The organism is Ochrobactrum sp. XJ1 (assembly GCF_024701725.1).
GTDB lineage: Bacteria > Pseudomonadota > Alphaproteobacteria > Rhizobiales > Rhizobiaceae > Brucella > Brucella anthropi.
This window is the reverse complement of the sequence record NZ_VDGD01000003.1, coordinates 148,417-162,443: the sequence shown is the minus strand read 5'-3', so window position 1 is coordinate 162,443 and position 14,027 is coordinate 148,417. Positions and strand designations below refer to the sequence as shown.

Here is a 14,027-nt window from a genome sequence, read left to right as displayed (position 1 = left end):
AAGATTGTCACTGTGACGAAATAAATTTTCACGACAGGCGGAGCGAAATCGCACCAAGAACGATAAGACCGGCAGCGATGAAACGCGGCAAGCCAACCTTTTCCTTCAATACCACAGCCGAGATGAGTACGCCGAAGAGGATAGCCGTTTCGCGAAGCGCCGCCACGACGGCAATCGGAGCCATGGTCATCGCCCAAAGTGCCAATCCGTAAGAACCGAGGGTTCCGACACCGCCAATCATGGCCGGTCGCCAGTGATTGCGCAGATATTGGATAAACCTGTTCGGTTCACGATAAAGAGCCCAGCCTGCCAGCGGCATGGCGTTCATCAGGAATAGCCACAGCGTATAGGAAATCGGTGCGCCCGAGACACGAACACCGAGGCCATCAATGATCGTATAGCTTGCAATGAAGCCCGCATTCGCGAGCGCAAGCAGCGCCGTGCGACTTGAGGCGCCACGATTTCTGCGGCGGGCATCCAGCGCCATCGCAAGAACACCGGAACAGATCAGCACGATCCCAAGCCAGCTTTGCCAGCCCATAACCTCGCCGACCAAGGGGGCACTCACCAACGCCACCAGCAAGGGCGGCGTGCCGCGCATAATCGGATAGGCTTCGCTCATGTCGCCCGATTTATAAGCCGCGGCCACGAGCGACATGTAGAATACCTGTGTGACGGTTGAAGCAACTATGTAGCCCCAGCTTGCCGGGTTCGGCAGTGGCAAGAATGGCAGGATAAAAAGAGCAATCAAACCGGCTGCACCGGTTACACTGGCTGCGCCGAAGAACTTGTCTCCGCTTCCCTTTACAATTGCGTTCCAGCTCGCGTGGAGAAACGCGCCAAAGAGGACGATCAGAAGGACGCCACCAGACATTTCGGGACTCGACTCAAAGCTACGGAGCGGATGATGAAAGTTGTATGTCACATTTGTGACAGGAGAGATATTGCAGGAACGACGCAGACCGGGGTCTTTTTGGATATCACTGCCTCTTGCCGAAAACTGGCCGACATGAAACAAGCGCAACCATGAATTATCGTCACGCCTATCACGCCGGAAATTTTGCGGATGTCGTCAAGCACGTCATCCTGACGCGTCTTGTCGAGTATCTGAAACGCAAGGATCAAGCCTTTCGCGTCATCGACACCCATGCAGGCATTGGCCTCTACGACCTGAAGGGTATCGAAGCAGGCAAAACCGGCGAGTGGACGGGCGGTATCGACCGCATCATGGACGCGGTGAAGAAAGGGCAGATCGAGCAGCCCGCGCTTGAACTTCTGGAGCCCTATCTCGCTGCTGTCCGTGCGGTCAACAACGGTGAAAAGCTTCGCCATTATCCGGGTTCGCCGCTTGTCGTCCGGCATTTGCTGCGCAAGCAGGATCGCCTGTCCGCACTGGAACTGCATCCGCAGGACTCCACCAAGCTGGCGAAACTTTTCGACGGTGATTATCACGTCCGCGTGACGGAGCTCGACGGCTGGCTTGCGCTGGGCGCCCACCTTCCGCCCAAAGAAAAACGCGGCATGGTTCTGGTTGACCCGCCTTTTGAAAAGGATGGCGAATTCGATCGTCTGGTCGACGGTCTGGCCAAGGCCTACAAGCGCTTCGGCGGCGGCATCTATGCACTGTGGTATCCGGTGAAAGATCGCAAGGAAACAGAACGGTTCACCCGGCAGCTGCGGGAAACCGGCATTCCAAAGATCATGCAGATTGAGCTTGCGATTCGTGCACCGTCCGCTGAACCACGCCTCGATGGCACCGGCATGATTGTCGTTAATCCGCCCTATACACTCGAAAGTGAGATGCAAACCCTGCTTCCCTGCCTTACCAAGCTTCTGGCGGAGGAAAAAGGGAGCAATTTCAGCATCAAGTGGGTGCGCAGCGAGACGGATCGCACTTGACCCGCGCGAATTGCTGACAGAAACTGCGCCTCAACGCTTCGGCTATCACAGATTAGAGCGGGTGCGAGCTCGCAATTTGGGACAGGACAGAGATATGCAACGAACCCTGGAACGTATCGGACAGTATTCACGCGCAGCCCTGTTTGCTGCGTCTGTCCTTCCCCTGACGCTTGTGTCTCTGCCGGCCAGTGCCGCAGACTATCTCACTCCTGCTCCAGCAGGCGTTGCCGATGCAGGCGCTTGCAGCCAGCAGAGCGTTTTGCGCTCGGTGGTTTCCGATTTTGGCTATCAGGTACGTCATGTCCCGAACCTGCCGCAGGTCGGTATTTCGGCGATGAGCGATGTTCAGCTGACACGCTATGAGCCGAAGACCAATCCGGCCCAGATCGAACGTACCTATTGCAAGGCAACCGCCGTTCTGACCGACGGTCAGTACCGTTCGGTCTGGTATATGGTCGAAGAAGGTCAGGGCTTTGCCTCGATGGGCCGCAACGTCGAATTCTGCGTCGATGGTTTCGACCGCTGGTATGTTTACGACGCGAGCTGCCGCGTTCTTCGCTAGTGTCTGCTCCAAAAGTCGCCATGCCGGTCTGCAAATGGCAATTCGTCTGCGTTCCGGTGCTCACGTACCTTTAAGTACGCTCCGCTCCGGTACTCGAAAATCACCATTTTCGCCTCGGCCTGTCGCTTTTTGATTCAGACACTGAAGCCTTGAGCAACGATTGAGTGGAGGGCATATGCTGCGGAATTTTGGTGCAGCTGCGTTTACGTTGCTCGCAGCGGCAGTTGCGAGTGTTTTGGCAGTTGCACCAAGCCATGCTGATGACGTTGCGGGCGAGTTCGACTTCTACGTCCTCGCCCTCTCCTGGTCGCCGAGCTATTGTGCCTCCGAAGGCCCCCGCGCCAACAAGCAGCAATGTGGAACCAACCGTCCTTTCGGTTTCGTGGTGCACGGTCTCTGGCCACAGAACGAATGGGGCTATCCGGCGAACTGCCAGTTCGACAATGCCCGCAGTCGGGGCAGCTATGTGCCTCGTCCAATCATTTCCCGCCTGTCGGATATCATGCCTTCTGCCGGTCTTGTCGCTTATCAATGGCGCAAACACGGCAGTTGTTCGGGCCTGTCGCAGGACGAATATTTCTCAACGCTGCGTAACGCTTTCGATCAGGTCAACATTCCGCCCAGCCTGCGCAATCTGGCGAGTGGTCGGCGTGTTGATCCACTTCTCGTCGAAAAAGCCTTTATCGCAGCCAATCCCGGCATGAAGCCGGACGGAATTTCGATAAGCTGCAAACAGAACTATCTTCAGGAAGTTCGCATCTGCATGACAAAAGACCTGCAATACCGCGCCTGCGGTCAGGTCGATGCCAATGGTTGCCGAAGCCGCTCCGTCATGATGCCCGCCACGCAATAAACTTCACATATCCGGTTTAGGAACGAACGATGACACAGATACTCTATTCGCCTGCTTCGCCCTACAGCGCGAAGGTGCGCATGGCCGCCCACTATGCCGGCATTCCGTTTGAAAGCGTCGTCGTCAACACCTCGGCGGAACCGGAGAACCTCATCCATGCCAATCCACTCGGAAAAATTCCGACGCTGGTGACGGATGATGGCAAATCGGTTTTCGACAGCCGTGCAATCATCCAATATCTGAACCGGGTTTCGGGTAACAAGCTCTTCCCGCGTAATGCCGAAAAGCGCACCGATGCAGAGCGCTATGAAGCCATCGCCGACGGTCTCTGCGACGTGCTTCTGGCACATGTCTATGAACGCCGTATGCGTCCCGAAGAAAAGATTCATCAGCCCTGGCTCGACCTGCAATGGCGCAAGGCTGAACGTGCGCTCGATCTTCTGAACGAAGCACCGCCACGTCTGGCGGGCAAGCTGCATGGCGGTCATATCGCTGTCGCCGCCACGCTGGGCTATCTGGCGCTACGCTTCGAGGGCAAATGGGAACGTAACCGTCCCAAGCTCAAGCGCTGGATGAAGCGCTTTCAGGAAGTGCATCCGGAACTGACTGAACTGCTGCCGCGCGGTTGACCGGTCTGGAAAGAAAAAACCCCGGATTTTCCGGGGTTCTTTTTTTGCGGCCTATTGCTTGTTGTCGAGCGCCTGCAATATCCGATAGGCAGCCTTTACGCGCTCATCGATCGGATAATTCCGGTTGGCAAGCAGAACAATTCCGGTCTTCTTCGCAGGAATAAAGGCCGCATAAGCGCCAAAGCCGTTGGTTGAGCCTGTCTTGTTGAGCCACACATCAGCTGACGGTTGGCGAGGTGTATCGAATTTCTCGATTTTGTGCGACTTCAGCGCCATGTCCGACGAATTGCCGGCAAGAAGTGTCTTGAGCGCAGTCGGATAGTTGTAGAACTCCCAGCCAAGTCCCTGATTGTTCGCTCCGACATGGTAGTAACCGGTATGCGTTGCGGCGACGGCTTTCTGGAAATCAGGCTCCAGAGATGAGCTGTCGATGTTCAGTTCGACGAAGCGGGCAAGATCAAGCGCGGTGGTCTTGATGCCATAGGCTTGTGCATCCAGCGCCCCGCCCGATACCCGGATCGGCTTGTTGGCTTTGGAATAGCCGTAGGCGTAGTTCTTCATCTGGCTTTCCGGCACATTGATGAAGGTGTTCTTCAGGCCGAATGCAGGCAGAAGCTTTTGCTCCATCAAAACGTCGAACGGCTTGTCCATGCTTCGTGCCGCCAGATAGCCGAACAGGCCGATGCTGGGATTCGAATAGCGACGCTGCGTCCCTGCCGGGTAATCGGGTTTCCAGTTCTTGAAATATGCCAGCATCGAACTGTCATCGGTGACAGCATCGGGAAACTGGAGGGGCAATCCGCCCGGCGTGTAGGTCCCAAGATCACGCATGGTGATCTTGTCGAAGCTGCTGCCTGCCAGTTCAGGAGCCCATTTGGTCGCGGGATCGGACAGGGAGAACGCGCCTGTCGCCAGCCCGTAACCGCCAAGCATTGCAGTGAAGGTCTTGCTGACCGAACCGATCTCGAAAATCGTGTCTTCAGTGACTTTTTGCCCGCTTTCTTTCGATGCCACACCATAACCGAAGAAGTGGCTCTTGCCGTCGATGGTTATAGCGACGGCCATGCCGGGGATTTTCTGCTCGGCCATGAGCGGGCGCACCGTTTCATCGACAATACGGCGCAAGTCGCCATCATTCGCCTTGCTCGCAGCCAGCGCGCCATTATTCGGGATAATAGCGGCAGTGGTGAGGAAACCGATCAAAAGTGTCGTAGATTTTCTCATGACAGAAAAATTAACCTCATGATTATGCGTTCCGCTGCATCTTTCTCAAGACATAGCCGGTATTGCGCGGTCCATTATATTGAAGCCCGCTTTGCGGGATATAAGCCTTTCAGGCCCAGCTTATATACGATGCTTGCGCTGGCGCGACAAACGACGTTATCTAGCACTTGGCATTAGAAAAATTTGGGGCAACATGGTTCGACCGCATCTCCCGCTCAATTCCCTGCGCGCCTTCGAGGCATCGGCGCGCCACCTGAGCTTTACGAAGGCCGCGATTGAACTTTGCGTCACGCAGGCAGCTGTCAGCCATCAGGTCAAGAGCCTCGAAACCCGTCTGAACGTGACATTGTTCGAGCGCCTGCCCCGCGGGCTGATGCTGACGAGCGAAGGAGAAACGCTGCTTCCCACATTAAAGGACGCATTCGACAGGATTGCCGGAACGCTAGAGCGTTTTGAAGCGGGGCATTATCGGGAAATCTTGCGTGTGGGTGCTGTCGGCACCTTGGCCGTCGGCTGGCTACTGCCACGTTTGCGCGATTTTCAGAATCGCTACCCGTTCATCGACCTGCGGCTTTCGACCAACAACAACCGGGTGGATATCGCGGCGGAGGGACTGGATTACGCGATCCGTTTCGGGAGCGGCGCCTGGCACGGCATCGACGCAACCCGATTGCTGGAAGCGCCCCTGTCGCCACTTTGCATCCCGGAACTGGCGCGCGAATTGCGAACACCGGTCGATCTCGCACGACATACTTTGCTGCGCTCCTATCGTGCCGATGAATGGACGCAGTGGTTTGTGGCAGCAGGCGTCACGGGCGACATGCCCCTGCCGCGAAGCATCATGTTTGATTCGTCGCTCGCGATGATGGAAGCCGCCATGCAGGGAGCGGGCATTGCGCTTGCCCCGCCACTGATGTTCTCCCGGCAATTGCTGTCGGAAACCATTGTCCAGCCGTTCGAGACGACGGTGACGATGGGCAGTTACTGGCTGACAAGGCTACAGTCGCGGACGGAAACGCAAGCGATGGCCGCATTTCGCGACTGGCTGACAGATGCCGCGAACAACTGAGCTAAACAGCGCAACAAAAAACCGGGCAGTTGCCTGCCCGGTTTTCCGTGTTCAATTATCAGATAATTAGAACTTGTAGCCAACGCCGACGCGGATGTCGTGGGTGTCGAGCTTGTTACGAACCGATTCGTTGCCGAGGTCGTAGGTCTTGTTACCGAACTGGGTGTAGCGGTATTCAACGCGGCCCAGGATGTTGTCCGTGAGCTTAGCTTCCAGACCGGCACCAGCAGTCCAACCAACGCGGAACTTGCTTTCGTCGTCAAAGCCATTGTCAAGCTTGACCTGCGAACCGGCAACACCAGCCGTGATGTACGGCATAATCGGGTTCAGGTCGTAGCCGAGACGTGCACGCAGCGAGCCTTCGAAGCCCTGCTTAACTTCCAGACCGTCCTTGGTCTTCTTGGCCCAGGAGTAGCCGGCATCGCCTTCAACACCGTATACGAACTGGTCCTGCTGGAAGTTCCAGCCAGCGTAAGCGCCAGCCTTCATATCGTCAGGCTTAACGGTGCCTACGGTGTCGGTCTTGGCCTTGTTCCAGCCGTAGCCGAGGTACAGACCGGTGTAGCCACCAGCCCAGCTGTACTGCGGAGCCATTTCGACCGGAGCCGGAACAGGAGGCTGTTCCTGAATGGCATCAGCAGCGAAAGCAGTCGCAGAGAACGGCAGCAGCGCAGCCGAGGCGATTACGAGAGACTTAAGAGTGCGCATAGCATTCTCCTTACACAAATTACCTTTAGCGCGGTCCCTTATCGGGCGGACGATGTTGGGAGCAAATCGTCCATGCCGCGCTGACAGGATCGACATATCGGCGGTAATTGCGGCACGAAATGCCCGCTTCTGTGGAGAGAACCTGACGAGAACATGGCAAAAATACGATGTTGCATTATCGCAACGCCGAATTCAGCCACCTATATAGTGGGATAACGTCGATTGCAGTGACGGCAACGCGCGGCGAAGTGACACGAAGCCGCTGAAATCTCTACAAATTTGTCAGTTGTGAACATTGCGGGCGCTGTTTTTAGCTGCAATCTTCCGACCGAAATGGCATGAAATCGATTGAAGAATCTCGATAAGAAAGTGTTTACCGTGTTGAACGATCAAGAGCCTCGCCTGCTTGCTAAATGCCCGGTTCTGGTCACCGGCGGCGCACGGCGCATTGGGAAGGCAATTGTCGAAGACCTCGCCGCCCATGGCTTCCCGGTCGCCATACACTATAATCACTCCATCGATGAAGGCGCCGCCCTTGCAGCGTCCATAAATGAACAAGGCGGCAAAGCCTGTGTCGTGCGCGCAGACCTTTCGTCCGAATCTGATATTCGCAATCTTGTGCAAGATGCGTCGCGCCAGATCGGGCCGATCCAGCTCCTCGTCAATAATGCATCGCTCTTTGAAGATGACCGTATCGGCCAACTGGACATGACGCTGTGGGACAAGCACTTTGCCATCCACCTCAAGGCGCCTGTCCTGTTGGCTGAAGAAATGGCAAAAGCCCTGCCCGATCGTGAAGAAGCGCTTGTCGTCAATGTCATCGACCAGCGCGTCTGGAAGCTCAATCCGAACTTCTTTTCCTACACGCTTTCAAAGACGGCCCTCTGGAATGCCACCCGAACGATGGCACAAGCGCTTGCTCCGCAGATTCGGGTCAATGCAATCGCACCTGGTCCAACATTGCCGAGCGAACGGCAGAAGCCAGGCGATTTCGAACAGCAGGTCGAGAAACTTCTTTTGCAACGTGCGCCGGAATTGTCGGAATTTGGGCGTACTGTTCGCTATTTCTGGGAAAGCCGCTCCGTCACCGGCCAGATGATCGCACTTGATGGCGGACAGCATCTGGCGTGGGAAACCCCGGATATTGCAGGAATCACCGAATGACCGGAAACCGCAAGAACAATGAGGATGCCGTTGCAAACCTGCCGTCAGATGACGAGCAGGATGTGGCCGGTATTATCATTGGTGATGCGGAAACCGACGATGATGACGAGACCGACGATATAGTCGACGTTCCTGCCTCGCCGTCCGCTGCCGATTCCATTCAATGGGATTCTACGGATGGCCTGCCGGACATTGAAGGCCTGAGCGGTCAGGACATCATCAATGCTTTCGTGAAGCGCCTGCCGAACAATCCGGGCGTCTATCGCATGTTCAACAGCGATGGTGACGTGCTCTATGTCGGCAAGGCACGCAATCTCAAGAAGCGCGTCTCCAATTATGCGCGCGGGATCGGCCATTCGAATCGCATCACCCGGATGATCCGCGAAACGGTGACGATGGAATTCGTCGTCACCCGGACAGAAACCGAGGCCTTGTTGCTGGAAGCAAATCTCATCAAGAGATTGCGTCCGCGCTTCAACGTGCTGATGCGCGATGACAAGTCGTTTCCCTATATTCTCCTGACTGGCGACCATCGGGCACCCGGCATTTTCAAGCATCGCGGTGCACGGTCCCGCAAGGGAGACTATTTCGGCCCATTCGCCTCTGCCGGTGCTGTCGGTCGCACGATCAACGCGCTTCAGCGCGCCTTTCTGTTGCGGACATGCACGGATTCGGTTTTTGAGACACGCACCCGTCCCTGCCTTCTCTTTCAGATCAAGCGTTGCTCCGGCCCCTGCACGCACGAGATCAGCGATGAGGACTATGCCGAACTCGTCAACGAGGCCAAGGCGTTTCTGTCCGGCAAGAGCCAGTCGGTAAAAGACCACCTTGCAACGGCAATGCAAGCCGCATCGGCTGATCTCGATTTCGAACATGCAGCGGTTTACCGGGATCGCCTGGCTGCGCTTTCACACGTCCAGTCACATCAGGGTATCAATCCACAGACGGTCGAAGAGGCTGACGTTTTCGCCATACATCAGGAAGGTGGCATGACCTGCATTCAGGTTTTCTTCTTCCGTACTGGCCAGAACTGGGGCAATCGCGCCTATTTCCCCAAAGCGGACAGTTCGCTCGGCCCGGCAGAGGTTCTGGGGGCATTCCTGTCACAGTTCTATGACGACAAGCCATGTCCGCGTCTGGTTCTCTTGTCCGAAACGGTTGAGGAGCAATCGCTTATTGCCGAAGCGCTCTCGACGCGAGCGGGCCATAAGGTGCAGGTCAACGTTCCACAGCGCGGCGAGAAGAAAGACCTTGTCGATCACGCCCTGACCAATGCGCGCGAAGCGCTTGGACGGCGGCTTGCCGAAACATCGTCACAGGCGCGCCTGTTGCAAGGCATGGCTGAGACCTTCGGCCTGTCCCAGCCCCCGCGCCGCATCGAGGTCTACGATAACTCGCATATCATGGGCACGAATGCCGTCGGTGGCATGATCGTCGCCGGGCCGGAAGGCTTTGTCAAAAACCAGTACCGGAAGTTTAATATCCGCTCGACTGACATTACGCCGGGCGACGACTTCGGCATGATGCGCGAGGTTATCGAGCGGCGCTTCTCACGGCTGGTCAAGGAGCATGGCACGCCGGAAGAGCCCGCTGACGCAGAAGTAACCGATACATTTCCCGCATGGCCCGATGTCATTTTGATCGACGGCGGTCAAGGCCAGGTCGGTGCGGTAAGGCAAATTCTCGGGGAGCTTGGAATCAGCCATCTCGTCAATGCAATCGGTATTGCCAAGGGCGTCGACCGTGAAGCGGGGCGCGAGCGTTTCTTCGTGGAAGGCAAACAGGCCTTCACGCTGCCGCCGCGCGATCCTGTACTTTATTTCATCCAGCGCCTGCGCGACGAAGCGCACCGGTTTGCCATCGGCACACACCGCGCCCGTCGCAAGAAGGAAATGGTCAAGAATCCGCTCGATGAAATTGCGGGAATCGGCCCATCGCGCAAGCGTGCCCTGCTGCACCATTTCGGGACTGCAAAAGCGGTTTCCAGAGCCGCGGTTGCCGATCTGATGCAGATCGAAGGCATCTCGGAAGCCATGGCCAAGACGATTCACGATCATTTTCGTGACAGATGACGCAATTTTGTCCGGGATTTATGCACAAGCGTCATTAGGTCCCGGCAGAACATATTCGCAGGTGTTGATTTTATCGGTCATCCCTGTTGATGTGCGCTAACAACGACGTGGCGGAACAATGCAGAAAAATCATACCCTCTCCTTGCCCAATATCCTCACTTACGGCCGGATCATCGCCGTTCCCCTTGTGGTATTGTGCTTCTTTGTCGAGGGGCGGCTGGAATCAAGCGATTTCGCCCGATGGACAGCTCTGGGATTGTTTATCGTCGCCAGCATTACAGACTTTTTCGACGGTTACCTCGCCCGCATCTGGAAGCAGACATCGACCATCGGTCGCATGTTGGACCCGATTGCCGACAAGCTGCTCGTATCCGCCATCCTGCTGCTTCTGGCAGCTGATGGCACGATCGCCGGCTGGACGCTGTGGGCCGCAATCATCATCCTTTGCCGCGAAATCCTTGTTTCGGGGTTGCGTGAGTATCTTGCCGAACTGAAGGTCAGCGTTCCCGTCTCCCGTCTCGCCAAATGGAAGACGACAGCACAAATGGTTGCTCTCGCATTTCTGCTCGCAGGCCCTGCTGGTGACAAAGTCGTGCCCTATGTAACCGAAATGGGTATTGTCTTGCTTTGGATATCGGCTCTTCTGACGCTTTATACGGGCTGGGACTATTTCAAGGCGGGCCTCAAACACGTAATGGATTGATCCAGTGACGGTAAAACTCGTCTATTTTGCATGGGTGCGCGAGAAAATCGGCAAGGGTGAAGAGTTAATCGAACTTCCCTCGCCCAAAACGACAGTGGCTGACCTGATCAGCCACCTGAAATCGCGCGGTGATGAATATGAAGCCGCCTTCGAGCACGAACATGTCATCCGTGCCGCGATCAATCAGGAACATGCCGAGCACGTTGAACTCGTGAATGACGGCGATGAAGTTGCGCTCTTTCCGCCCATGACGGGAGGATGAAGTGAGCGGGCAAGAGCATTTCCAGCAAAAGTGCGGAGCGGTTTTGCGTAGGATAATGCGTAAAAGAAAAACATAGGCCATTTTCAATGATTCAAGCAAAACTGGAAATGCCCTAATGACATGCCCACTTTTCGTCGGCATAAGAAGTGAAGACTTCGACACGGCAGCGGAACTGCGCAAGCTTGAGCATGGGCGCACGGATATCGGCGCTATCGTCACCTTTACCGGGTTGTGTCGCGATGAAAGCGGCTCGCTTTCCGCTCTGGAACTGGAGCATTATCCGGGCATGGCCGAAGCTGAAATCACCCGCATCGCCCGACAGGCCATCGAGCGCTGGCCGATAACAGCCCTCACGATCATTCACCGTTATGGACTCATCAAACCGGGCGAAAACATCGTTTTGGTTGCAGCAGCGTCGTCGCATCGACATGCGGCTTTCGAGGCCGCCTCATTCCTGATGGACTACATGAAAACCGACGCCCCCTTCTGGAAGCGGGAACATCTCGCAGATGGTTCGGTTGGTGGCTGGGTGTCGTCCAAAGAGGAAGACGAAAAGATCCGCGAACGCTGGAAACAGTCGTAATCTTTCGATTGCCAGCTATTCTGTTGATCTCTATTTCTCATTTTAATCGTGAATTAACTATTTAACCCCCTAGAATAATGGCTAATTTAGGTGGTGTGTTCTTGCGCTGCCACAATTTTCACATGAAGATTTCGCTAATGTCGGCATGATGAATCAGACGCTGACAAGCGATAATGAAAGACAGATTGGAAACCGCATCAGCGCCATCTGTCTTGCAACAGATGACGCGTGCGGGAACGGAAGTTTCGGGCTTTGACGATGCGAAATGGACTGGCAAAAACCCTTTCAATTGCTGCGGCACTCGTGGTCGGCATTGGCGCGCTTGGTGGCGCTGCCTTATTCCTGACCACGTCGATGCCGACGAGCAGCATTGCCGCGGAAAAAACCGTCAGCGGCAAGGTGATGTATCGTGAGCGTATCGCGCTGCCACCGGAGGCAAACCTGACGGTTCAGCTTTCCGATGTCTCGCTGGCCGACGCTCCTTCCAAAGTCATTGGCGAAACGCGGATTGAATCCGTTCAGGGATCGCCGATCCCGTTTGCCATCAATTTTGATACGGACCAGATTCAGCCCGGTCATACCTATGCCCTGCAGGCGCGCATTTCGGCAGGCGATACGCTATGGTTCGTCAATGACGAGCGCTATACCATCGATCCGGAGAACCCCGGAGAACCGGCAGAAATCAAGGTTGTGATGGTTCGCAAGAGCGGTGATGAAGGCGTTGCCATCGGCATCGAGGGCAAGGACTGGCTCGCGGAAGACATTCAGGGCGGCGGCGTGATCGACAATGCCCAGACGACGCTGACGGTTTCGAGCGACGGTGCCGTCAGTGGCTCAGGCGGCTGCAACCGTTATTTCAGCAAGGCGGTCGTGACCGGGGAAAACATTTCCTTTGCCGATATCGGATCGACCTATGTCCAGTGCCCGCCTGCCCTCATGAACCAGGAACGCAAGTTCCTCGATGTGCTCGGCAAAACCAAGTCCTACAAGATCGACATGGGCAAGCTTGTTCTCTTCGATGACGAAGGGAAAGAGATGGCAAGGCTCGCACAGAGCCTCTGAGATTTGCTTCTGCGCGTCATCCCACCCAACAAAAAAAGCCCGGCAATGCCGGGCTTTTTCTTTGAATTCTCGTTGGGATTAGCCGACGATTTCGGTGCCCGAGAACCAGTAAGCGATTTCTTCTGCAGCGGTTTCCGGAGCGTCGGAACCGTGAACCGAGTTTTCGCCGATCGACAGGGCGAATTCCTTGCGGATGGTGCCTTCGTCAGCGTTGGCCGGGTTGGTTGCACCCATGACTTCGCGGTTCTTGGCGATGGCGTTTTCGCCTTCCAGAACCTGAACGATCGTCGGGCCGGAAGACATGAATTCGGTCAGTTCGCCGAAGAACGGGCGATCCTTGTGAACAGCATAGAAGCCTTCAGCTTCACGCAGGCTCATCCAGACGCGCTTCGAAGCGACGACGCGCAGGCCAGCTGCTTCGAGCTTGGCGGTGATTGCGCCGGTCAGGTTGCGGCGGGTCGCATCGGGCTTGATCATGGAGAAGGTACGTTCGATTGCCATTATGACACCTTGTTCGCTAGGAAATTTCAGAAAAGTGAGGCTCTATACCGTCGATAGGCCTAATTGCCAAGAGGCCACACCATTTTGAACACATCGCATACCGCCTAGCAGCTTGAGACGACGGAAATTTGAAGGCATAGATAATGCCACTCTGATTCAGGCTATCGGGTAGCGGGGAACTTGTATGGAACAGCATTTTCAAATGTTTGCGTGGTACAATCGCTGGGCCAACGAACTGCTCTATGCCGCTGCCGCCGATCTGAGCGACGAGGAATACCGGCTCGATCTTGGGCTGTTCTTCGGTTCGATCCATCGCACGCTCAACCATCTTCTGGTCACCGACCGCATCTGGATGAAGCGGTTTACCGGCGAAGGCGACCATCCAAAGCAACTCGACGCCATCATCACCGACAATTTCATCACGCTGCGCGATCTGCGTCATGCCGAAGATGAACGCATCTGCCGGTATACCGACTCCTTGAACGCCGACAAGCTTGCTGGACGTTTTACCTATACGACCGTTTCGGACATGCGCACGATGAGCCAGCGGCTTGCGCCTTCGCTGGCGCATCTGTTCAATCACCAGACCCACCATCGCGGCCAGATCCATGCTGCATTGACGCGGCTCGGTGCCGACGCTCCGTCGCTCGACCTCTCACAATTCCAGCGAACCGAAGGCGGGCGCCGCTTCGCCTGACTGATGTTGATACTTGCGGAAACGCGTCAAGCCGTGCAA

At 55.9% G+C, this 14,027-nt stretch carries 16 protein-coding genes; 12 read left to right on the top strand and 4 right to left on the bottom strand.

What is annotated here, in order from left to right:
* Positions 1–28: 28 nt before the first annotated feature.
* Positions 29–874 (bottom strand): DMT family transporter, encoded by an 846-nt coding sequence (locus FG152_RS06260; RefSeq protein WP_010661688.1) that lies wholly within the window; start codon positions 872–874, stop codon positions 29–31.
* Positions 875–1,026: 152 nt separating this feature from the next.
* Here FG152_RS06260 and FG152_RS06255 point away from each other — a divergent pair, with 152 nt between their 5' ends.
* The 4 genes from FG152_RS06255 (at position 1,027) to FG152_RS06240 (ending at position 3,943) form a co-directional block, all read left to right on the top strand.
* Positions 1,027–1,899, top strand: coding sequence for a 23S rRNA (adenine(2030)-N(6))-methyltransferase RlmJ (locus FG152_RS06255; protein WP_331664418.1), 873 nt, complete (start codon positions 1,027–1,029; stop codon positions 1,897–1,899).
* A gap of 94 nt (positions 1,900–1,993) precedes the next feature.
* Entirely contained in the window at positions 1,994–2,461 is a 468-nt protein-coding gene (locus tag FG152_RS06250) for a phage portal protein (protein WP_010661686.1), read from the top strand.
* Positions 2,462–2,636: 175 nt separating this feature from the next.
* Positions 2,637–3,314, top strand: a complete 678-nt coding sequence (locus FG152_RS06245; protein WP_043062597.1) for a ribonuclease T2 family protein — start codon at positions 2,637–2,639, stop codon at positions 3,312–3,314.
* A 29-nt stretch (positions 3,315–3,343) separates the two neighbouring features.
* Positions 3,344–3,943: a glutathione S-transferase gene (locus FG152_RS06240; protein ID WP_010661684.1), complete on the top strand. Its 600-nt coding sequence runs from the start codon at positions 3,344–3,346 to the stop codon at positions 3,941–3,943.
* A 51-nt stretch (positions 3,944–3,994) separates the two neighbouring features.
* Here the strand turns inward: FG152_RS06240 and blaOCH are convergent, their stop codons facing one another.
* Positions 3,995–5,167, bottom strand: coding sequence for an OCH family extended-spectrum class C beta-lactamase (blaOCH, locus tag FG152_RS06235; protein ID WP_498985516.1), 1,173 nt, complete (start codon positions 5,165–5,167; stop codon positions 3,995–3,997).
* A gap of 193 nt (positions 5,168–5,360) precedes the next feature.
* Here blaOCH and FG152_RS06230 point away from each other — a divergent pair, with 193 nt between their 5' ends.
* Positions 5,361–6,236: a LysR family transcriptional regulator gene (locus FG152_RS06230; RefSeq protein WP_029925209.1), complete on the top strand. Its 876-nt coding sequence runs from the start codon at positions 5,361–5,363 to the stop codon at positions 6,234–6,236.
* 66 nt (positions 6,237–6,302) lie between these two features.
* Here FG152_RS06230 and omp25 read toward each other — a convergent pair whose 3' ends face one another.
* On the bottom strand, positions 6,303–6,944 hold the full coding sequence (gene omp25, locus FG152_RS06225) for an outer membrane protein Omp25 (RefSeq protein ID WP_213507300.1): 642 nt from the start codon (positions 6,942–6,944) through the stop codon (positions 6,303–6,305).
* Between the two features lie 348 nt (positions 6,945–7,292).
* Between omp25 and FG152_RS06220 the strand changes: the two genes are divergently transcribed.
* The 6 genes from FG152_RS06220 to FG152_RS06195 all read left to right on the top strand — a co-directional run bounded on the left by FG152_RS06220 (position 7,293) and on the right by FG152_RS06195 (position 12,790).
* On the top strand, positions 7,293–8,108 hold the full coding sequence (locus FG152_RS06220; protein WP_036595813.1) for an SDR family oxidoreductase: 816 nt from the start codon (positions 7,293–7,295) through the stop codon (positions 8,106–8,108).
* Positions 8,105–10,180 (top strand): excinuclease ABC subunit UvrC, encoded by a 2,076-nt coding sequence (gene uvrC, locus FG152_RS06215; protein WP_498985513.1) that lies wholly within the window; start codon positions 8,105–8,107, stop codon positions 10,178–10,180. Before FG152_RS06220 ends, uvrC begins: the two co-directional genes overlap by 4 nt.
* A gap of 118 nt (positions 10,181–10,298) precedes the next feature.
* Positions 10,299–10,883 carry a CDP-diacylglycerol--glycerol-3-phosphate 3-phosphatidyltransferase gene (gene pgsA, locus FG152_RS06210; protein ID WP_010661678.1) on the top strand — a complete coding sequence of 195 codons (585 nt, stop codon included), beginning with the start codon at positions 10,299–10,301 and terminating at the stop codon, positions 10,881–10,883.
* A gap of 4 nt (positions 10,884–10,887) precedes the next feature.
* On the top strand, positions 10,888–11,145 hold the full coding sequence (gene moaD, locus FG152_RS06205; RefSeq protein WP_010661677.1) for a molybdopterin converting factor subunit 1: 258 nt from the start codon (positions 10,888–10,890) through the stop codon (positions 11,143–11,145).
* 115 nt (positions 11,146–11,260) lie between these two features.
* Positions 11,261–11,728, top strand: a complete 468-nt coding sequence (locus FG152_RS06200; RefSeq protein ID WP_029925213.1) for a molybdenum cofactor biosynthesis protein MoaE — start codon at positions 11,261–11,263, stop codon at positions 11,726–11,728.
* Positions 11,729–11,986: 258 nt separating this feature from the next.
* Entirely contained in the window at positions 11,987–12,790 is an 804-nt protein-coding gene (locus FG152_RS06195) for a YbaY family lipoprotein (protein WP_010661675.1), read from the top strand.
* Positions 12,791–12,868: 78 nt separating this feature from the next.
* Here the strand turns inward: FG152_RS06195 and ndk are convergent, their stop codons facing one another.
* Positions 12,869–13,291: a nucleoside-diphosphate kinase gene (gene ndk / locus FG152_RS06190; RefSeq protein ID WP_010661674.1), complete on the bottom strand. Its 423-nt coding sequence runs from the start codon at positions 13,289–13,291 to the stop codon at positions 12,869–12,871.
* Positions 13,292–13,475: 184 nt separating this feature from the next.
* On the opposite strand from ndk, the gene FG152_RS06185 reads away from it, so the two are divergent.
* On the top strand, positions 13,476–13,988 hold the full coding sequence (locus tag FG152_RS06185) for a DinB family protein (RefSeq protein ID WP_040129495.1): 513 nt from the start codon (positions 13,476–13,478) through the stop codon (positions 13,986–13,988).
* Positions 13,989–14,027: the final 39 nt, after the last annotated feature.